This is a genomic window from Mycobacterium sp. 1245805.9 (assembly GCF_001672915.1).
GTDB lineage: Bacteria > Actinomycetota > Actinomycetes > Mycobacteriales > Mycobacteriaceae > Mycobacterium.
This window is the reverse complement of record NZ_LZKR01000145.1, coordinates 1-20,488: the sequence shown is the minus strand read 5'-3', so window position 1 is coordinate 20,488 and position 20,488 is coordinate 1. Positions and strand designations below refer to the sequence as shown.

15 protein-coding genes are annotated in these 20,488 nt (G+C 67.9%); 12 read left to right on the top strand and 3 right to left on the bottom strand.

Annotated features, from left to right (window positions below; translation table 11 throughout):
- The 5 genes from secD to A9X00_RS19450 all read left to right on the top strand — a co-directional run.
- Positions 1–1,187: protein translocase subunit SecD (gene secD, locus A9X00_RS19470; protein WP_232006884.1), on the top strand; the 1,187-nt coding region annotated here is incomplete at its 5' end.
- A 3-nt stretch (positions 1,188–1,190) separates the two neighbouring features.
- A complete protein-coding gene (secF, locus tag A9X00_RS19465) occupies positions 1,191–2,429 on the top strand; it encodes a protein translocase subunit SecF (protein ID WP_067157025.1) in 1,239 nt (412 codons plus the stop codon).
- Positions 2,430–2,434: 5 nt separating this feature from the next.
- Positions 2,435–4,093, top strand: a complete 1,659-nt coding sequence (locus A9X00_RS19460; RefSeq protein ID WP_067157022.1) for an ABC transporter substrate-binding protein — start codon at positions 2,435–2,437, stop codon at positions 4,091–4,093.
- Positions 4,075–4,620 carry an adenine phosphoribosyltransferase gene (locus A9X00_RS19455; protein ID WP_067157019.1) on the top strand — a complete coding sequence of 182 codons (546 nt, stop codon included), beginning with the start codon at positions 4,075–4,077 and terminating at the stop codon, positions 4,618–4,620. Before A9X00_RS19460 ends, A9X00_RS19455 begins: the two co-directional genes overlap by 19 nt.
- 157 nt (positions 4,621–4,777) lie before the next feature.
- Complete coding sequence (locus A9X00_RS19450) at positions 4,778–7,138, top strand: bifunctional (p)ppGpp synthetase/guanosine-3',5'-bis(diphosphate) 3'-pyrophosphohydrolase (RefSeq protein ID WP_067157028.1); 2,361 nt, start codon at positions 4,778–4,780, stop codon at positions 7,136–7,138.
- A gap of 4 nt (positions 7,139–7,142) precedes the next feature.
- On the opposite strand, the gene A9X00_RS19445 is transcribed toward A9X00_RS19450, so the two are convergent.
- Both A9X00_RS19445 and A9X00_RS19440 read right to left on the bottom strand, forming a co-directional pair.
- Positions 7,143–8,930: a protein kinase gene (locus A9X00_RS19445; RefSeq protein ID WP_067157016.1), complete on the bottom strand. Its 1,788-nt coding sequence runs from the start codon at positions 8,928–8,930 to the stop codon at positions 7,143–7,145.
- Positions 8,931–9,009: 79 nt separating this feature from the next.
- Positions 9,010–9,909: a peptidylprolyl isomerase gene (locus tag A9X00_RS19440; protein WP_067157014.1), complete on the bottom strand. Its 900-nt coding sequence runs from the start codon at positions 9,907–9,909 to the stop codon at positions 9,010–9,012.
- Between the two features lie 106 nt (positions 9,910–10,015).
- On the opposite strand from A9X00_RS19440, the gene A9X00_RS19435 reads away from it, so the two are divergent.
- From A9X00_RS19435 to A9X00_RS19410, 6 genes are all read left to right on the top strand, one after another.
- Complete coding sequence (locus tag A9X00_RS19435) at positions 10,016–10,678, top strand: MBL fold metallo-hydrolase (protein WP_067157011.1); 663 nt, start codon at positions 10,016–10,018, stop codon at positions 10,676–10,678.
- The gene (hisS, locus tag A9X00_RS19430) at positions 10,675–11,937 is read left to right on the top strand and encodes a histidine--tRNA ligase (RefSeq protein WP_067157008.1); all 1,263 of its coding nucleotides are present in this window, start codon (positions 10,675–10,677) and stop codon (positions 11,935–11,937) included. Before A9X00_RS19435 ends, hisS begins: the two co-directional genes overlap by 4 nt.
- 191 nt (positions 11,938–12,128) lie before the next feature.
- The gene (locus tag A9X00_RS19425; RefSeq protein WP_067157005.1) at positions 12,129–13,406 is read left to right on the top strand and encodes a CdaR family transcriptional regulator; all 1,278 of its coding nucleotides are present in this window, start codon (positions 12,129–12,131) and stop codon (positions 13,404–13,406) included.
- Between the two features lie 208 nt (positions 13,407–13,614).
- Positions 13,615–15,240, top strand: coding sequence for an FAD-dependent oxidoreductase (locus A9X00_RS19420; RefSeq protein ID WP_067157002.1), 1,626 nt, complete (start codon positions 13,615–13,617; stop codon positions 15,238–15,240).
- 44 nt (positions 15,241–15,284) lie between these two features.
- Positions 15,285–16,664, top strand: a complete 1,380-nt coding sequence (locus A9X00_RS19415) for an NAD(P)/FAD-dependent oxidoreductase (RefSeq protein ID WP_067156999.1) — start codon at positions 15,285–15,287, stop codon at positions 16,662–16,664.
- Between the two features lie 54 nt (positions 16,665–16,718).
- Positions 16,719–18,374, top strand: a complete 1,656-nt coding sequence (locus A9X00_RS19410; RefSeq protein WP_067156996.1) for a long-chain-fatty-acid--CoA ligase — start codon at positions 16,719–16,721, stop codon at positions 18,372–18,374.
- A 365-nt stretch (positions 18,375–18,739) separates the two neighbouring features.
- On the opposite strand, the gene A9X00_RS19405 is transcribed toward A9X00_RS19410, so the two are convergent.
- Positions 18,740–19,186, bottom strand: coding sequence for a DUF6636 domain-containing protein (locus A9X00_RS19405; protein WP_156772183.1), 447 nt, complete (start codon positions 19,184–19,186; stop codon positions 18,740–18,742).
- A 387-nt stretch (positions 19,187–19,573) separates the two neighbouring features.
- On the opposite strand from A9X00_RS19405, the gene A9X00_RS31405 reads away from it, so the two are divergent.
- The coding region (locus A9X00_RS31405) for a PE family protein (protein WP_197515210.1) at positions 19,574–20,488 on the top strand (915 nt) is incomplete at its 3' end.

Sequence of the window (20,488 nt, the reverse complement as noted above, 5' to 3'; positions counted from 1 at the left end):
ACCAGGAACACCACCACGGTGTCCAGCAGCGTGGTGAGGCCCAACGTGAAGGCGAAGCCCCGCACCTGGCCGATCGCATCGCCGAGGAGAAGACCTGGCGGCAGAGCACCCGCCAGGGCATCCAGTTCCTCGCCCTGCAGTTCCAGGCCACCCAGTGCGACAAGAAAGACGACATCCTGGCCGGCAACGACGACCCGGCGCTCCCGCTGGTGACCTGCTCGACGGACCACAAGGTTGCCTACCTGCTGGGGCCGTCGATCATCAGCGGCGACCAGATCGCGGACGCCACGTCCAGCCAGAACCAGCGCGGCCTCGGCTACGTCGTCGACCTGCAGTTCAAGCCCGCGGCGGCCAACACCTGGGCGGACTTCACCGCCGCCCACGTCGGCACCCAGACCGCGTTCACGCTGGACTCCCAGGTGGTCAGCGCCCCGATGATCCAGGAGGCGATCCCAGGCGGGCGCACCCAGATCTCCGGCGGCCAGCCGCCGTTCACCGCCTCCACCGCCAAGCAGCTGGCCAACGTGCTGAAATACGGGTCGCTGCCGCTGTCCTTCGAATCCTCTGAGGCCCAAACCGTCTCGGCGACACTGGGATTGACCTCACTGCGGGCCGGGCTGATCGCGGGCGGCATCGGCCTGGTCCTGGTCCTGCTGTATTCGTTGCTCTACTACCGCCTGTTGGGTCTGCTCACCGCGTTGTCGCTAAGTGCTTCCGGCGCAATGGTTTTCGCAATCCTGGTGATCCTGGGCCGCCAGATCAACTACACCCTCGATCTGGCCGGCATCGCCGGTCTGATCATCGGCATCGGCACCACCGCCGACTCGTTCGTGGTGTTCTTCGAACGCATCAAAGACGAGATCCGCGAGGGGCGTTCGTTCCGGTCGGCGGTGCCGCGCGGGTGGGTGCGGGCCCGCAAGACGATCCTGTCCGGCAACGCGGTCACCTTCCTGGCCGCCGCGGTGCTCTACGCGCTGGCGATCGGCCAGGTGCGGGGCTTCGCCTTCACGTTGGGCCTCACCACGCTGCTGGACACCGTGGTGGTGTTCCTGGTGACCTGGCCGCTGGTCTACCTGGCCTCCCAGTCCACGACGCTGGCCAAGCCGGCGTACAACGGCCTGGGCGCCGTGCAGCAGGTCGCGCGCGAACGCCGGGCCGCGGCGGACGTGAAGACGGGACGGGGATAGCGCATGAGTGCCGCCAAGGATGCGACCGCGCTGACCGACAGCGCCCAGCTGCCGCACCACAGCTTCATCTCCCGGCTCTATACCGGCACCGGCGCGTTCGAGGTGATCGGGCGGCGCCGGCTGTGGTACGGGATCAGCGGTGCGATCGTCGCGGTCGCGCTGATCAGCATCGTGCTACGCGGCTTCACCTTCGGGATCGACTTCAAGGGCGGCACGACCGTCTCGATGCCGCGGGGGACAGCGCAGACCGCGCAGGTGTCGGAGGTGTTCCGCAACGCCGTCGGCAAGGACGCCGAGTCGGTGGTGATCGTCGGCAACGGCGCCTCGGCGACCGTGCAGATTCGCTCGGAGACGCTGACCAACGACCAGACCACCAAGCTGCGCAACGCCCTGTTCGACGCCTTCGGACCGAAGGGCAACGACGGCAAGCCGAGCAAGCAGGCCATCAGCGACTCGGCGGTGTCGGAGACCTGGGGCGACCAGATCACCAAGAAGGCGCTGATCGCGCTGGTGGTGTTCCTGGCGCTGGTCAGCCTCTACATCACCATCCGCTACGAGCGCTACATGGCGATCTCCGCGCTGACGACCATGGTCTTCGACCTGACCGTCACGGCCGGCGTGTATTCACTGGTCGGCTTCGAGGTCAGCCCGGCCACAGTCATCGGGCTGCTGACCATCCTGGGTTTCTCGCTGTACGACACCGTCATCGTGTTCGACAAGGTCGAGGAGAACACCCGCGACTTCCAGCACACCAACCGGCGCACCTTCGCCGAGCACGCCAACCTGGCGATCAACCAGACGTTCATGCGCTCGATCAACACCAGCCTGATCAGCGTGCTGCCGGTGCTGGCGCTGATGGTGGTGGCGGTGTGGCTGCTGGGTGTCGGCACGCTGAAGGACCTGGCGCTGGTCCAGCTGGTGGGCATCCTGGTCGGCACCTACTCGTCGATCTTCTTCGCCACCCCGCTGCTGGTCACCCTGCGCGAACGCACCGAGCTGGTGCGCACGCACACCCGCCGGGTCCTCAAGCGCCGCACCCGCTCCCAAGACGACTCGGCCGTCGAGATCTCCGAGTCGGCCGCCGAAGAGCCCACGGAGGCTTCCGAGGAGACGGCTGGCACGTCTGAGGCGTCTGAGGCGCCGGCCAAGCCGGCGCCGAGCAAGCCGGCCCCCGGCGCGCGCCCGGTGCGCCCCACCGGGACCCGGCGCCCGACCGGCAAGCGAAACGCGGGCCGGCGGTAGGCCGGATGTTGCGGGCCGACCGGGGGAACCTGAGGGGGACCGCGGCGGCTGCGTTGGCCGCGACGCTGCTCGCGGGGTTCGCGTTGACCGGGTGCTCGGGCAGCGCCGCCTCGGACGTCGACTACGTGGTCGACGGCCCGCTGGTCAGCTACAACACCAACACCGTCGTCGGCGCCGCGTCCGCGGGGGCGCAGGCGTTCGCCCGCACGCTGACCGGCTTCGGCTATCACGGCCCGGACGGGCAGGTGGTCGCCGACCGCGACTTCGGCTCCGTGTCCGTGGTGGGCGGTTCGCCGCTGGTGCTCGACTACCAGATCGCCGACAACGCCGTCTACAGCGACGGCAAGCCGGTGACCTGCGACGACCTGGTGCTGGCGTGGGCGGCCCAGTCCGGGCGGTTCGCCGGCTTCGACGCCGCCAGCCAGGCCGGCTACGTCGACATCGCCAACGTCGAGTGCATCCCGGGCCAGAAGAAGGCCCGGGTGTCCTTCGTCCCGGACCGCGGCGTCGTCGACTACGCGCAGCTGTTCGCCGCGACCACGATCATGCCGTCGCACGTGATCGCCGATCAGCTGAACGTGGACGTGACCGCGGCGCTGCTGAGCAACAACGGGCCCGTGGTGGCGCAGATCGCCAGGCTGTGGAACACCGGGTGGGACCTCAAGCCCGGCGTCGACCTCAAGCGCTTCCCGTCGTCGGGGCCGTACAAGATCGAGCGGGTCCTGGACGGCGGCGCGGTGGTGCTCGTCGCCAACGACCGCTGGTGGGGTCCCAAGGCGGTGACCAAGCGGATCACGGTCTGGCCCCAGGGGCCCGACATCCAGGACCGGGTCAACAACCGCAGCGTCGACGTCGTCGACGTCGCGGCTGGTTCCTCGGGCGCGCTGGCCACCCCCGACAATTACGAGCGATCCGATGCGCCGTCGGACGGCATCGAGCAGTTGATCTTCGCGCCGCAGGGGCCGTTGGCGCAGCCCAAGGCTAGGCGCGCGTTCGCGTTCTGCACGCCGCGCGACACGATCGCGCACGACGCGGGGGTGGCGATCGCCAATTCCCGCCTGCAGCCGGCCACGGAGGACGCCATCGCGGCCGGTGAGGGCGCCGCCGAAGCCGGCCCGTTCGGCAAGGCCGACCCCGCCGCCGCCCGCGAGGCGCTGGGCGGCGCGCCCCAGCCGGTGCGGATCGGCTACCAGGGGCCCAACGCCCGGCTGGCGGTGACGGTCGGGTCGATCACCAAGTCGTGCGAGGCGGCCGGCATCAGCGTCACCAGCGTCCCGCTGGACACCTCCGGGCCCCAGGCGCTGCGGGACGGCAAGATCGACGTGCTGCTGGCCAGCACCGGCGGGGCCACCGGCAGCGGCTCGACCGGGTCGTCGGCCATGGACGCCTACGCGCTGCACAGCGGCAACGGCAACAACCTGTCCGGCTACAACAACCCCCAGGTCGACGCCGCGATCAGCGCGCTGGTGGTGTCGGCCGACCCGGCCGAGCGGGTCAGGCTGCTGGCGCAGGCGGCCCCGCTGCTATGGGCCGACATGCCGACCCTGCCGCTGTACCGCCAGCAGCGCACGCTGCTGACGTCGAAGAAGATGTACGCCGTGAGCAGGAATCCGACCCGGTGGGGCGCCGGCTGGAACATGGATCGATGGGCGCTGGTCGAGTGACGGGCCGCCCCGTGTCCGAGGTGATCGCGGCGCTGGCCAGGGACGTCGCCGATTTCCCGAAGCCCGGCGTCCAGTTCAAGGACCTGACGCCGGTCTTCGCCGACCGGCAGGGCATGGCGGCGGTGACCGACGCGCTGGCCGACATCGCGTCCGGCGCCGACCTGGTAGCCGGCATCGACTCCCGTGGCTTCCTGGTGGCCGCGGCCGTCGCCACGCGGCTGGGCACCGGCGTGCTGGCGATCCGCAAGGCCGGCAAGCTCCCGCCGCCGGTGCACGCCGAGCGCTACGACCTGGAGTACGGCAGCGCCACGCTGGAAATCCCCGCCGACGGCATCGAGCTGCCCGGCCGCAGCGTCGTCATCATCGACGACGTGCTGGCGACCGGCGGCAGCATCGGCGCGGCGGCCCGGTTGCTGGGGCGCGCGGGTGCCCGGGTGCCCGCCGCGGCGGTCGTCGTGGAACTCGTCGCGTTGGGCGGTCGCGATGCGCTCGCGCCGCTGCCGGTGCACAGCCTGACTCGCGCGTGAGCGGCGCCTTGTGTGAACTGGCGGCGTTGCGTGTGAGCGTGGGGCGGGGATTTCGCAATTTCTCCGCCCTAGCTACACACTGAAGGCCCTCAGCGCACACTCGATGCGGCCGGGAGATCGGACTTTGGAGATATCCTCGACGTCGGAGGTGACAATCGTGGCGGACGACCAGAGCACGACGCAGGCCGTGGCGCCGCCGATCGAAGAGACGCCGGTCGTCGAGCCGTCGGAGGCGCCGACCGAGACGCTGAAGACCTCCAGCAGCGCCTCGCGCCGGGTCCGCGCCCGGCTGGCGCGGCGGATGACCGCCCAGCGCAGCACGCTGAACCCCGTGCTCGAGCCGCTGGTGGCGGTGCACCGGGAGATCTATCCCAAGGCGAACCTGCAGCTGCTGCAGCGGGCGTTCGAGGTGGCCGACGAGCGGCACGCCAGCCAGCTGCGCCATTCCGGTGACCCCTACATCACCCACCCGCTGGCCGTCGCCAACATCCTGGCCGAATTGGGCATGGACACCACCACTTTGGTGGCCGCGCTGCTGCACGACACCGTCGAGGACACGGGCTACACGCTGGAGCAGCTATCCGAGGAGTTCGGCGAGGAGGTGGGCCACCTCGTCGACGGCGTGACCAAGCTGGACCGCGTCGTGCTGGGCAGCGCCGCCGAGGGCGAGACCATCCGCAAGATGATCACCGCCATGGCCCGCGACCCCCGCGTTTTGGTGATCAAGGTCGCCGACCGGCTGCACAACATGCGCACCATGCGCTTCCTGCCGCCGGAGAAGCAGGCCCGCAAGGCCCGCGAGACGCTGGAAGTCATTGCGCCCCTTGCGCATCGGCTGGGCATGGCCAGCGTCAAGTGGGAGTTGGAAGACCTGTCGTTCGCGATCCTGCACCCCAAGAAGTACGAGGAGATCGTGCGGCTGGTCGCCGGGCGCGCGCCGTCCCGCGACACCTACCTGGCCGTGGTCCGCAACGAGATCATCAACACCCTCAACGCGTCGAAGATCAAGGCGACGGTCGAGGGCCGGCCCAAGCACTACTGGTCGATCTACCAGAAGATGATCGTCAAGGGCCGCGACTTCGACGACATCCACGACCTGGTCGGCATCCGCATCCTGTGCGACGAGATCCGCGACTGCTACGCCGCCGTCGGCGTGGTGCACTCGCTGTGGCAGCCGATGGCGGGCCGGTTCAAGGACTACATCGCCCAGCCGCGCTACGGGGTGTACCAGTCGCTGCACACCACCGTCGTCGGGCCGGAGGGCAAGCCGCTGGAGGTGCAGATCCGCACCCGCGACATGCACCGCACCGCCGAGTACGGCATCGCCGCGCACTGGCGCTACAAGGAAGCCAAGGGCCGCAACGGACTTCCGCATCCGCACGCCGCCGCCGAGATCGACGACATGGCCTGGATGCGCCAGCTGCTCGACTGGCAACGGGAGGCCGCCGACCCCGGCGAGTTCCTCGAGTCGTTGCGCTATGACCTTGCGGTGCAGGAGATCTTCGTCTTCACCCCCAAGGGCGACGTCATCACGCTGCCGACCGGGTCGACGCCGGTGGACTTCGCGTACGCCGTGCACACCGAGGTCGGCCACCGCTGCATTGGCGCCCGGGTCAACGGACGCCTGGTGGCGCTGGAACGCAAGCTCGAAAACGGGGAAGTCGTCGAGGTTTTCACGTCCAAGGCACCCAACGCGGGGCCGTCGCGGGACTGGCAGCAGTTCGTGGTTTCCCCGCGCGCCAAGACGAAGATCCGCCAGTGGTTCGCCAAGGAGCGCCGCGAGGAGGCGCTGGAGGCCGGCAAGGACGCGATGGCGCGCGAGGTGCGCCGCGGCGGACTTCCGTTGCAGCGCTTGGTAAACGGCGAGTCGATGGCCGCGGTGGCCCGCGAGCTGCACTACGCCGACGTGTCCGCGCTCTACACCGCGATCGGTGAGGGGCATGTGTCGGCCCGCCACGTCGTGCAGCGGCTGCTGGCCGAGCTCGGCGGCATCGACCAGGCCGAGGAGGAGCTCGCCGAGCGGTCCACACCGACCACCATGCTGCGCCGCCCGCGCAGCAGCGACGACGTCGGCGTCTCCGTCACCGGCGCGCCGGGCGTGCTGACCAAGCTGGCCAAGTGCTGCACGCCGGTGCCCGGCGACCAGATCATGGGGTTCGTCACCCGCGGCGGCGGGGTCAGCGTGCACCGCACCGACTGCACCAACGCCGCGTCGCTGCAGCAGCAGGCCGAGCGCATCATCGAGGTGCTGTGGGCGCCGTCGGCGTCATCGGTGTTTTTGGTAGCCATTCAGGTCGAGGCGCTCGACCGGCACCGGCTGCTCTCCGACATCACCCGGGTGCTGGCCGACGAGAAGGTCAACATCCTGTCGGCATCGGTCACCACCTCGGGCGACCGGGTGGCGATCAGCCGGTTCACCTTCGAGATGGGCGACCCCAAGCACCTGGGCCACCTGCTCAACGTCGTGCGCAACGTCGAGGGCGTCTACGACGTCTACCGCGTGACTTCCGCCGCTTAGGTTCCTAGCCCACCCGCACCGAGCTGATCGTGACGGTGCTCGTGGGCATGCCCCTGGTGCGGTTGCCGGCCACACCCACCTTGGCGATTTTGTCGAGGGTCGCCAGGCCCGCCTGGTCGACCGAGCCGAACACCGTGGACGTCGGCTCTATCTCGGCGTCCCGGAAAACCAGGAAGAACTGGCTTTCGTTGGTGTTGGGCCCGTTGGTGGCCATCGCCATGGTGCCGCGCGGATAGATCACCGTCGCCTTGAGCGCCGGATCGTCGGCCTTGTATTGGTCGGTGGGGTACTCGTCGGCGAATTCGTAACCGGGGCCGCCGCCGCCGTCGGGATCGGGCCCGCCGAACAGCAGCGTCCCGCCTTCCGGCTCGTCGATCATCCGCCCGCAGATGGTGTTGTCGTAGTAGCCCTGCTTCGCCAGGCTGGTGAAACTGTTCACCGCGCAAGGGGATTCGTTGTTGGCGAGCTGCACGCCGATGTCGCCGAAGTTGGTCGAGATGACCGCGTGGATCGAGGCAGGTTCGGTGGACACCCGGCCCGACGGGGGCAGCGTGGCGACCTTGCTGGCCGGATCGGGCGACGGCTGGTACTGGCAGTTCGCGCCGAGGTCGGGTGGCGGCGCGAACGCCGGCAGCGGCGGCACGCCCGCGGGGGTCGCGGAGGCGGGTCCGGGGGCCGACCCGGGCCGGGCAGGCACCCTGGCCCGGCTCGGGGTGGGGGACGCCGCGTTGTCCGTCGAGCCGTGGCTCTGGGTCACCAGCGAGATGACCAGGGCCACCACCGCCGCCAGCGCGACGAGCGACCCGCCCACGATTCCCAGGGCCAGCCGCCTGTTGAAGCTCTTCGCCGGGACCGGCTGCGGCGCTTGCGGCGCCGGCTGCGGCTGCGACACCGGTGCCGCAGCGGAGAGCGGCGAGACGGGCGGCGCGACGGGTGGTGCGACGGGCGGCGCGACGGCTGGCGCGTCGGTGGCGGTCAGCGCTGCCCTGGCGGCCTCGGCGAGCTCCATCGCCGACTGGTAGCGAGCGTTGATGTCCTTCGCCATGCCCCGCGCGATCACCGCGTCAAGGGCCGGCGGGACGCCGGGCGCGACGATCGACGCTCGCGGTGGCGGCGTGTTCACGTGCGCGTTGAGCTGCTCCTCGAGGCTGTCGCCGGGGAAGGGCCGGCTTCCCGTGAGGCACTCGTAGAGCACGCAGGCCAACGAATACACGTCGGCGCGGTGATCCGTTGTGCCCCTGAAGCGTTCGGGCGCCAGGTACGCCACGGTGCCCATCGTGGCGCCGGTGCCGGTGAGCTCGGTGTCGGTCTGCGCGCGGGCGAGGCCGAAATCGATCAGGTAGACGAAATCTCGCGCAGCGGTCACCAGGATGTTTTTCGGCTTGATGTCGCGGTGGATCAAGCCCACCGAGTGGGCCGTATCCAGCGCCGCCGCAACCTGTTCGATCACCGCGACGGTGGGATCGGCGCTGAGCCGCCCACCGTTTTGCACGATGTACTCCGCCAGGTCGCGCCCCTCGATCAGCCGCATGTCGACATAGAGCTGGCCGTCGATCTCGCCGTAGCCGTGGATGGGCACGATGTGCGGATCGTTCAGGCCGGCCGCGATGCGTGCCTCGCGGCGGAACCTTTGCTGGAACTGATTGTCCTCGGCCAAATGCGGCGGGAGCACTTTGAGCGCCACCACGCGATCGGTGGCGGGATCGTAGGCGCGGTACACGCGTCCCATGCCGCCCCGGCCCAGCAACCCCATTATTTGGTAGCGGCCGAACGTCTCCGGATCCAGATTCACCCCACGAACCATAAACGGTCGAGCAAGTGAGACTGGTGATTCTCGCTAATCCGCCGCCGGTGTTGCGCGGGGCCGGGGCTTAGTCGAGCAGCAGCGACTTGATGGTGACTTCGCTGGCCGGGGCCCCGTCCTCGCCGCCGCCGGCGACGCCGGCCTTGGCGATCTTGTCCAGAACGGCCAGCCCGTCGGGCTGGATGGTGCCGAAGACGGTGTACTGCGGCGGCAGCTGGGAGTCCTTGTAGACCATGAAGAACTGGCTGCCGTTGGTGCCGGGCCCGGCGTTGGCCATCGCCAGGGTGCCGCGCGGATAGACGACCGGCTGCTGCGCCTTGGGGTCGTTGGGCGGGTACTGGTCGGTCGGGTACTCGTTGGCGAACTGGTAGCCCGGGCCGCCGGTGCCGTCGCCCTTGGGGTCGCCGCACTGCAGGACGCCCAGCGTGTCCGAGGTGGTCAGCCGGTGGCATTTGGTGCCGTCGAAGTACTTCTGGCCGATGAGGCTGGCGAAACTGTTGACCGTGCACGGTGATTCGTTGTTGGCCAGCATCAGCCCGATGTTCCCCTGACTGGTCGCCATGCTCGCGCTCACCTGGGCCGGGTCCGTCGGGACCTTGCCGGTCCGCGGCGGCTTGACCTGTTTGGCGGCCGCGTCCGACGATGCCGGGTACTGGCAGTTGGCGCCCAGGTTGGCCGACGGCTTGAACGGCGGCAACGGCGGGACCTGTCCGGGCGGCGTCGCGGGCGTCGTGCTGTCCGGGGAGCTGCTGGCGGCGGTGGTGCTGGTCGGCGCCGCGGTGTTGCTCTTGTTCTCGTGCTTGGTATTGATGACGGCGATCACCACCGCGACGATCACGGCCACCGCCGCGACCGAGCCCCCGGCGATCACGACGATCCGGCGCCTCTTGGCCTGCTTCTGGCGCTTCTCGAGCTGCCGTTCGAGTTTGCGCTTGGCGGTGGCACGTCGCTGTTCGTTGGTCGGCACGGCGGAATGCCTCCATGGTCGGTAAGTCGGGGCCCGAGATTGCCAGCCCAGGCTAATGTGGGCGCGGTGACCGGTGCCAATCGGGTCCCGTGGGAAACTGGGAACCGTGTTGATCACTGGATTCCCCGCCGGCATGTTGCAGTGCAACTGCTATGTGCTGGCTGACCGGCCCGGAACCGACGCCGTCATCGTCGATCCCGGCCAGCGCGCGATGGGTGCGTTGCGGCGAATCCTGGACGAGAACCGGCTGACCCCCGCCGCGGTGCTGCTGACCCACGGGCACATCGACCACATGTGGTCCGCGCAGAAGGTTTCCGACACCTTCGGTTGCCCCACCTATATCCATCCCGAGGACCGCTTCATGCTGACCGACCCGATCCACGGCTACGGCCCGCGGCTGGCGCAGCTGGTGACCGGGGCGTTCTTCCGCGAGCCCAAGCAGGTGGTGGAGCTGGACCGCGACGGCGACAAGCTGGACCTGGGCAGCGTGACCGTCAACGTCGACCACACGCCTGGGCACACGCGCGGCTCGGTGTGTTTCCGGGCGGCCGGGGACAAAGAGGTGGTCTTCACCGGGGACACGCTGTTCGAGCGCTCGGTGGGCCGCACGGACCTGTTCGGCGGCAGCGGCCGCGACCTGTTGACGTCGATCATCGACAAGCTGCTGGTGCTCGACGACAAGACCGTCGTGTTGCCGGGCCACGGCCCGTCGACCACCATCGGCGCGGAGCGGCGTTTCAATCCGTTCCTCGAGGGCCTGAGCCGGTGACGGAGTTCTCTGCCCCCAAGGGGGTGCCGGACTACCTCCCGCCCGATTCGGCGCAGTTCGTCGCCGTGCGCGACGGGTTGCTCGGCGCGGCCCGCCGGGCCGGCTACGGCTTCATCGAGCTGCCGATCTTCGAGGACACCGCCCTGTTCGCCCGCGGTGTCGGCGAATCCACCGACGTGGTGTCCAAGGAGATGTACACGTTCGCCGACCGCGGTGATCGCTCGGTGACGTTGCGGCCGGAGGGGACCGCCGGGGTGGTGCGCGCGGTGATCGAGCACGGCCTGGACCGCGGCGCGTTGCCGGTGAAGCTTTGCTATGCGGGCCCGTTCTTCCGCTACGAGCGCCCGCAGGCCGGCCGGTATCGCCAGCTGCAGCAGGTCGGCGTGGAGGCGATCGGCGTCGACGATCCGGCGCTGGACGCCGAGGTGATCGCCGTCGCCGACGGCGGGTTCCGCTCGCTGGGCCTCGACGGCTTCCGGCTGGAGATCACCTCGCTCGGTGACGAAAGCTGCCGCCCGCAGTACCGGGAACTGTTGCAGGACTTCCTGTTTGGCCTCGACCTCGACGAGGAGACCCGGCGCCGCGCGGAGATCAACCCGTTGCGCGTCCTCGACGACAAGCGACCCGAGGTGCGGGCCATGACGGCCGACGCGCCGGTCCTGCTCGACCACCTGTCCGATGGCGCCAAGCAACACTTCGACACCGTGCTGGCGCACCTCGACGCGCTCGGGGTGCCCTACGTGATCAACCCGCGGATGGTGCGCGGGCTGGATTACTACACGAAGACCACGTTCGAGTTCGTGCACGACGGTCTGGGCGCACAGTCCGGGATCGGGGGCGGCGGGCGCTACGACGGCCTGATGAGCCAGCTCGGCGGGCAAGACCTGTCGGGCATCGGCTTTGGGCTGGGGGTGGACCGTACGATGCTCGCGCTGCGCGCCGAGGGCAAGGCCGTGGGGGAGACCACGCGCTGCGACGTCTTCGGGGTGCCGCTCTCCGAGCCGGCGAAGCTTTCGCTGGCGGTGCTGGCCGCGCAGCTGCGCGGCGCCGGTGTCCGCGTCGACATGGCCTACGGCGACCGCGGGCTCAAGGGCGCGATGCGCGCCGCCGACCGCTCCGGCGCCCGGATCGCCCTGGTGCTGGGCGAGCGCGACATCGAGGCCGGGACCGTCGGGGTGAAGGATCTGGGGACGGGCGACCAGGTGTCGGTGCCGACGCATTCGGTCGTCGGCGAGGTGCTTTCGCGGCTTGGTCGTTGATTGTTGCGCAGAACGGCAACGCGTTCCGGGAGAAAGTGCTACTAACGGCGGCCATAACAAAGCCGATATGGGTGCATCGCCAGGAACGGGAATAACGTGTGCGCCGTCGCGTTCTCTGCGACCGATGGACACTTATGCCGGAGCGGCGTTGCTGGCCAACCGCTTACGCACAGGATTGTGAGTTCGACGACGTGCCCGCATTCCACGAGCATGACTCGGTAGTCGCAAGCTCCGCGGCGAAGATCGCTGCCGCGCTGAGTGAACGTCTGGGTGACCTGACCCGTTCGGTCGGCGACATTATGGTCACCGAGATCAACGATCTGCGCGACGAGCAATTGCGACATTTGCTCCATGACTGTGTACGCGCGACCATCGGCACGGTGCTCTTCGGGATAGAACACCGCATACCGCTGAGGCAGGTCGAGCCACCGACGGCGGCGCTCGAGCATGCACGGCGACTCGCCCAACGAGGCGTCTCAATGGATGCGTTGCTGCGCGGCTACCAGCTCGGCCAGAAAAAGATGATCAACGTGGCGCTGCACGAGGTGGCGGCTCACAATCTCGACCCACAGCTAAGCCTGAATGTATCCGCTCAGATCGCCGATGCCACGCTCGGTTACGTCGACTGGATCTGCCAGCGGGCGACGTGCACGTTTCTCGACGAACGCAACCGCTGGAAGCAGAACCCGCATATCGCGCGTGCGTCGTGGGTCCACGAGATCCTGTCCGGCGAGCCGGTGCTCAACCCTGACGCGGTGAGCCTGGCGATCCGCTATCCGCTTGAACGGGTCCACCTCGCCGCCGTGGCATGGCGGGAGGTCTCCGCGGGCCGTGACGACCTCGTCGCAATCGAGCGGTTCGTCAGCCGGCTTTGCCAATCGCTCGGCACCAGAGAAAGGCCGTTGTTCATCCCGGTGGATCACCTGACCGGCTGGGCATGGATTCCGCTTACGCCGGACCAATCGGCAACCGCGATCCACCGAGTGCACCAGTTCGCCGAGACGCAAGCGGATGCTCCCATGCTTGCCCTCGGCATGCCGTTGTGCGGCGTCGAAGGGTTTCGTCGGTCACATGCTCAGGCGCAGGACGCCCGCATCGTTGCTGTCACGTTGGGCTTCAACGCGCAACGGGTCACGGCGGCGGATCAACCCGGTTTGTCGATGGCCGCCCTACTGCTGCGAGGCAATGTTGCGGCGGCGCGCGCTTGGGTCGGCGACGTGCTGGGACCACTGGCGTCTTTTACCGACAACGACGAGCGGTTGCGCGAAACACTGCGGGTCTTTCTGCACAGGGGTTCGAGTTTCAAGGCCGCCGCTGACGAACTCCGCCTGCATCCCAACTCCGTCAAGTACCGTGTGCGCCGAGCTCTCGAACGCCGTGGCCGGCCGATAACGACTGACCGATTGGATGTCGAGGTCGCGTTGCTCCTGTGTCAGTGGTGCGGCCCGGACGTTCTCGACCGGGGATGAGCAGAACCGACGCGCTCGTCTTTGTCTCCACAGGACACCCCCGAGCCGAAAGTTAGTCGTCCGACGACGACGCAGCGTCGAGACTCGCTCGTTAACTTCTGAATTGGCAACGGCGGTGAACGCCGGCCCCCACGCCGAACCCCGGAGAATGTGAGGAAGGCGTCATGTTTCCGCCGTGCACAGCACGATACGACTGGCTGGGTGCTTGATGGCCGAGCTCGACTACGACTGGCTCGTCATCGGATCCGGATTCGGCGGCAGTGTCGCAGCGTTGCGGCTCGCCGAAAAAGGCTATCGGGTAGCGGTTTTGGAGCGTGGTCGCCGATTCTGTGACTCCGATTTCGCGGAAACGTCGTGGCAAATCGACCGGTATTACTGGCTCCCGAAGCTGGGACTGAAGGGCATCTTCGCGATGACGATGTTCCGCGACGTCGTCGCGTTGTCTGGCTGTGGCGTCGGCGGCGGGTCACTGGTCTATGCCAACACCCTCTACCGCGCCGGGCCGAGCTATTACCAGGATCCTCAATGGAGCGGCCTGGCCAACTGGGAGGACGAACTCGCGCCGCATTACGACACCGCGGAGCGAATGCTCGGAGTCACGGACTACGACGAGGATTCAGCAGCGGGCCATCTACTCCGCCAGTACTCGAACGAGCACGGCTTCGGAAAGACGTACGCGCGCACCCGCGTGGGAGTATTCCTCGGCGAACCCGGTGTGACCGTCAAGGACCCGTATTTCGGCGGGGCCGGTCCTGACCGAACCGGCTGTCTGCGTTGCGGAGCTTGCATGGTCGGCTGCCGATTCGGGGCCAAGAACACTTTGGTCAAGAATTACCTCTATTTTGCTGAACGGCGCGGCGTCGACATACTGCCGGAACGCACCGTCATCGACATACGTCCACTCGACGCCCCCGACGGATCCGACGGGTACGTCGTGACACATGCACGTTCCGGGGCGTGGGTGTGGGGTGACCGTCAGTCTCTGACCGCCGGCGGGGTAGTCGTCGCCGCCGGGACGGTAGGAACCAACCGACTGCTTTTCCGCTGCAAGCTCGCCGGATCTCTGCCACGGATATCGGATCGTCTCGGCGAGCTGGTGCGGACCAACAGCGAATCGATCCTCGCTGTCACGGCCGGCGATCGGATGCTCGACTTCACCCGGGGCGTGGCCATCACAGCGAGCGCCTACCCCGATCCCAACACCCACATCGAGACCGTCACCTACGGCAGTGGTGCGGACTCGCAGTCGTTGCTGTTCTGGCTGTTGAGCGAGACAGGCAGGCGAGGCACACAGCCGGCGCATTTCCTGTTCAACGTGCTGCGCCACCCACGACGTGCGTTGGCCGCGGCACGGATCCGCAATTGGTCGCGTCGGACGGTGGTTCTGCTGGCGATGCAGACGCTGGACAACGCGATACGCCTGCGGGTCCGGTGCCGCCTGCCCAATGGCAACGTCGTGCTGACCACTGAGCAGAATCCCGAAAAGCCCAATCCTGACAAAGTATTCGGTGCATACCGGGCGGCGGAGTGGTTCGAACAACGGCTTCGTGGCGCGTCGCAGGCGACCTTCAACGAAACCCTGCTGTCTATCCCGACCACTGCCCATATGCTCGGCGGTGCCGTGATCGGAGAGAGCCCGGTACGCGGCGTGATCGACGCTTCTCACCGCGTGTTCGGCTACCGCCGCCTGCTCGTGTGCGATGGCGCGGCGGTACCGGCCAACATCGGCATGAATCCGAGCTTGACGATCACGGCTATGGCCGAACGGGCGCTTGCCGAAGTTCCGGACAAAGCCGGGGCGAGCCGACGCGCACGCGGGCGGCCCAAAACGTAAGAACGGCAGAAAGTTTCGTGCTCGTGAGCTTAGGGGGGTTTGCTGTGACACGACTGGGTGAACATGCGGTGGTTCTGGGCGCAAGCATGGCGGGAATGCTCGCCGCCCGCGTGCTGTCCGATTTCTATCGCACGGTGACAGTGGTCGAACGTGACGAGCTACCAAGCGGACCCGCGGACCGGCGCGGCGTCCCCCAGGGCAGCCATGGACACATCCTGGGTGCGCGAGGTTCGCAGGTCCTCGGCGAGCTCTTCCCCGGCATCCTCGATGAGCTGGTAGCCGACGGCATCTTGGTGTGGAGCGACGGCGATATGTCGAGGGTGTCGATTTCGATTGATGGCTACCGTATCTCGCGATCGGGCCGACTTGCCAAACCCATTCCGATGTACTTCCCCAGCCGCCGTTGGCTGGAGTGGCGGGTACGGAGACGGGTGCGCCAGATACCGGCCGTGACGATCCTGGAACGTCACGAAGTCGTCGCCCTCACATGCACGCCGGATCGGGAGCGCGTCACTGGCGCGCGGGTGATTGGCCGCGGCGGGGGCGACGAAACGGTGCTGGAAGCCGACCTGGTCGTGGACGCTACCGGACGCGGCTCACGCACCCCCACCTTCCTGGCCCAGATGGGTTACGGCGGCCCGCAGGAGGACGAGGTGATGGTGCGTTTGGCCTACAGCAGCCAGCTGTTACGGCTCCCAACCGGATCGGTCCCCGAGCTGGCGATCGCCGTATTTCCCGAGCCGGGGCGGCCCACCACCTGGGTGTTGATCGCCCAGGAGAACGACACACACATCCTCACGGTCGGGGCCCTGGCGGGCGCGAAGCCGCCGGGCGATCGCGCGGGCATCCTGTCGTTTGGTGAAGGCTTTGCGCCCGTCCACGCGGTGGAGGCGGTGAAGGCGAGCGAGCCGCTCGCCGAGGTCTGCCACTACACCGTCCCATCCAACCGGTGGCGACGCTACGACGCGATGCGCCGCCTGCCGAAAGGCTTCTTGGTGATCGGCGACGCGATCTGCAGTTTCAATCCGGTCTACGGCCAGGGCATGACCGTTGCCGCGTTGGAAGCGCAGGCGCTGCGCGACTGCCTGCTCCACGCCTCAGACACCCTGCCGCGCAGCTTCTTCCGTGCCGCCGCTAAGCCGATCCGGGTGGCGTGGCAGACCGCGGTGGGCTCGGATCTGGCGATCCCCGGAGTGGACGGTCACTGCCCGCCGGCCATGCGGATCACCAACGCCTACTTTCGCAGGGTGATAGCCGCGTCCTCCTCGGATACGGTTGTGGCACAACAATTCCTGAGGATCACGGGAATGCTGGATTCGCCGCTCCGCACCCTGCGGCCCGCATTCGTGCTCCGGGTTGCGATGGCCGGGCGCCGCCCGGTGCGACGGACACCGGACACAGAGAAAGCGCCACTTCGCCGCTAGACAACGCCGACCCCATGCCGGGTCTTCGTTGTGAATGTCGTCGGAAGGAAGAACATGTACGGGCTTATGCAGGACAGACCGCTGCTGATTTCGTCATTGATCGAACACGGGGCCAGGTTCCATCCCCACTCGGAGATCGTGACCCGCCTGCCCGAGGGGCCGATCCGGCGCAGCAACTGGGCAGAGGTGCACGACCGCTCCAAACAGGTCGCCAACGCTCTGGCCGCGCTGGGCATCACGGCGGGCGACCGCGTCGGCACACTCGCCTGGAACACCGACCGCCACCTGGCACTGTATTTTGGCGTCTCGGGATCGGGAGCGGTGCTGCATACCGTCAACCCGCGGCTCGTCGACGAGCAGCTCGAGTACGTCATCAACCACGCCGAAGATCAGGTGCTGTTCTTCGACGTGTCGTTCGCCCATCTGGTCGCCGAACTGGCCCCGCGGCTGAAAACCGTCCGGGCCTACGTCGCGATGACTGACCGCGCGCACATGCCGGGTATCGATGTGCCGCAACTGCATTGCTGGGACGACGTCATCGCCGCTCAGTCGAGTCACTACACGTGGCCCGAGTTCGACGAGCGCACCGCGTCCTCGTTGTGCTACACGTCGGGCACCACCGGCAAGCCCAAAGGTGTGCTGTACTCGCACCGTTCAACCGTGCTGCACGCCTTGATGCTGGCGGCGCGCGACGTCCTGGATCTGAGCTGCTTCTCGTCGGTACTCGTGGTGGTGCCGATGTTTCATGCTAACGCCTGGGGCACGCCGTACGCGGCACCGATGGTGGGCGCCAAGCTCGTGTTTCCCGGGCCCCGCATCGACGGCGCAAGCATCTACGAGCTGATCCGTGACGAGCGTGTGACGGCATCCCAGGGGGTGCCCACGGTGTGGACGATGCTGTTCGACCACCTCGACAAGCACCCCGAGATCGATCCCCGGGCGCTCGGCCTGAAGTACGTCGGCGTGGCCGGCTCCGCGCTCTCGCGGTACGCGATCGACCGTTTCGAACGGGATTTCGGCGCCGACGTCGTGCAGGCCTGGGGGATGACGGAGACCAGCCCGTTGGGCGTGATTTGCAAGCCGCTGCCCAAGCACGCCGGCCTCGCGCGTGATCAGCTCATCGAAGTCAAGCTCAAGCAGGGCCGCGGAATATGGGGAGTTGACCTCAAGATCGTCGATGAACACGGCGAACCGTTGCCGTGGGACGGAAAAGCGTTCGGGCACCTGCACGTTCGCGGTCCCTGGATTGCCAAGGGTTACTTCAAGGCCGAGGATGGCGCCAAGTGCGACGCGCAGGGCTTCTTTCCCACCGGCGACGTTGCGACAATCGACCCCGACGGGTACCTACAGCTGGTCGACCGAGCCAAAGACGTCATCAAGTCCGGTGGTGAATGGATCAGCTCCATCGATCTCGAGAACGTGGCGGCCAGCCATCCCGCGGTGGCCGAGGTGGCGGTGATCGGAGTTCCCCATCAGAAGTGGGAGGAACGTCCCTTGCTTGTCGCCGTTCTGCGCCCCGGATGCACTGTCACCGGAAAAGCCCTGACCGATCACATGGCCGACAAGGTCGCGAAGTGGTGGCTGCCCGACGACGTGATCTTCGTCGACGAACTTCCGCATGGCGCCACCGGCAAGGTTGCGAAGGGTCAGCTGCGTGAGCGCTATCGCGACCATCTCGGACCGACCGTCAGCACCCACGATGGCGCCTGACGAGCGCCGCAGACGCGGCAAGGCGTGACGTCAACGCCGTCTCGGTGTCCAACTTCATGACGACGCCGTGGTTACGCCCGCTCTCCCAACGCGGCCGACCGCTCCGTCGCGACGGATTCCGTTGTGGCCGAGGTGCTTTCGCGGCTGCGTAGCTGATCCCGGGCTACGTCAGCCCGTTCAGGCCGTCTTGGCCGAGCAGCAGGCCCTAGACGGGGTCACGGTCCTCCGCCCACAACGACGCCGAGCTCAGCGATGCGAACGCAGGTGACATCTGGTGCTCACAGAAGTATGGCTACAGCCGCTTCTGCGGCGGCCTGACGAGCTTAATGATTGATTTACATTGGCCATTCGCAGCCACACGTGAATCAGCCGACTTGGTAGGAGTCGCGCGAGAGCCGAAAGAAGTGCCCGGTGCTGGTGTTGGTGCAAGTTACCCCCGAAGGTTCGCTATCGCAGCGGAGCACGCCGAGCGATCGCGAATGGCCATAGTCGAGTACGGGCCAGGAGGAGGGAAGCAGGGAAGCATATGCGTCGCAGCCCACGTCCGGCTGAGGCCGTGAGATGTTCAGAATCGCCGCGACACCAGTTGCCGACGTGCTGCACGTTCCGGGTGTCGGAAAGGTGTGGTCCGCCAGGTCACACTGCACATTGTTATTGCCGTTATCGCCCCGCACCAACAACATCGTGCAGGCGATATTTCCTGACGGTGACTGAAACTCGACCTCCTCGTTGTCGGCGTGTGCGGGCGCGGCCAGGCCGACCGCCGTCGCGGCACTCGCGATTGACAACGCCGCGATCATTTTGGTTCTCATAGTTGCTCCTTTTGGCAACGCGCCCTGAGTATGGGTGCCGTCACGACATTCTGGGGCTCGATCAGCCCACCTGGTAGGACTCCCGTGACAACCGGAAGAAGTGACTGGTGCTGCTGTCGGTACACGTCACGCCCGAATTCTCACTGTCACAACTGATCGCGCCAAACGCTCGCGTTTTCTGGCCGTTCGGCCATCACGGCCGACCTACCGGTCCGCCGCACGACCGCGCGCACCGCATCGACCCCAAACGCAGGCGATCCGTGTCGCGAGGGTGAAAGTCTGTCTAAACGCAGAAAATCGGGTCGGCGGTGTCGTACTCTTTCCGCTACTTAACTGGTGGTTTATCAGTCCGATGCAGGACGCGTCGGCGGTGTGGCAGGGGTAGCGATGTCGTATGTGGTGGCGGTCCCAGACGTTGTAGCCTCGGCGGCCTCGCAGCTGGCGGGGATCGGTACAGCGGTCAGCGCCGCGAATAGTGCGGCGGCTGGCCCGACCACCGCGGTGGTTGCCGCCGCCGGTGATGAGGTGTCGGCGGCGATCGCTTCGCTGTTCGCCAGCCATGGGCAAGCCTTCCAGCCCTTCGGTGCGCAGGCGGCGGCGTTCCAGGCCGACTTCGTACGGGCGTTGAGTGGCGCGGGCACCGCGTATTCGCTGACCGAGGCGGCCAACGCCTCGCCGTTGCAGACCGTCGAGCAGGACCTGTTGGGGGTGATCAATGCGCCCACCCAGTTGCTGTTAGGGCGCCCACTGATCGGCGACGGCACCAACGGGGCGCCCGGGACCGGGCAGCCCGGCGGTGCGGGCGGGATTCTGTGGGGCAATGGCGGCAATGGCGGCTCTGGGGGACTCAACCAGCCGGGCGGCAAGGGCGGTGACGCCGGACTGTGGGGCAACGGCGGCCAGGGCGGGGCCGGCGGCTGGCTGATCGGCAACGGCGGAAACGGCGGATCCGGCGCGCCGCCCTCAGGCCCCGCCATCAACGGCGGCACCGGCGGTAACGGCGGGGCGGCCGGGCTGTTGTGGGGCCACCCCGGCAGCGGCGGCGCCGGCGGGCCGACTGCCGTCATCACCGGGGCCGGCGGGGCCGGCCGGGGGGGCGGGGGGGGGGGGGGGGGGGGGGGGCCGGGGGGGGGGGGGGGGGGGGGGGGGGGGGGGGGGGGGGGGGGGGGGGGGCGGGGGGGGGTGCTAGTTCACGTGCGGCAACGGCGGCCAGGGCGGGGCCGGGGGGGCGGCGGCACCGGCGGAGATGGCCTCAACGCCGCGGCGGGCCGCGGCGCGACCGGCGGTGATGCGGGTAACGGC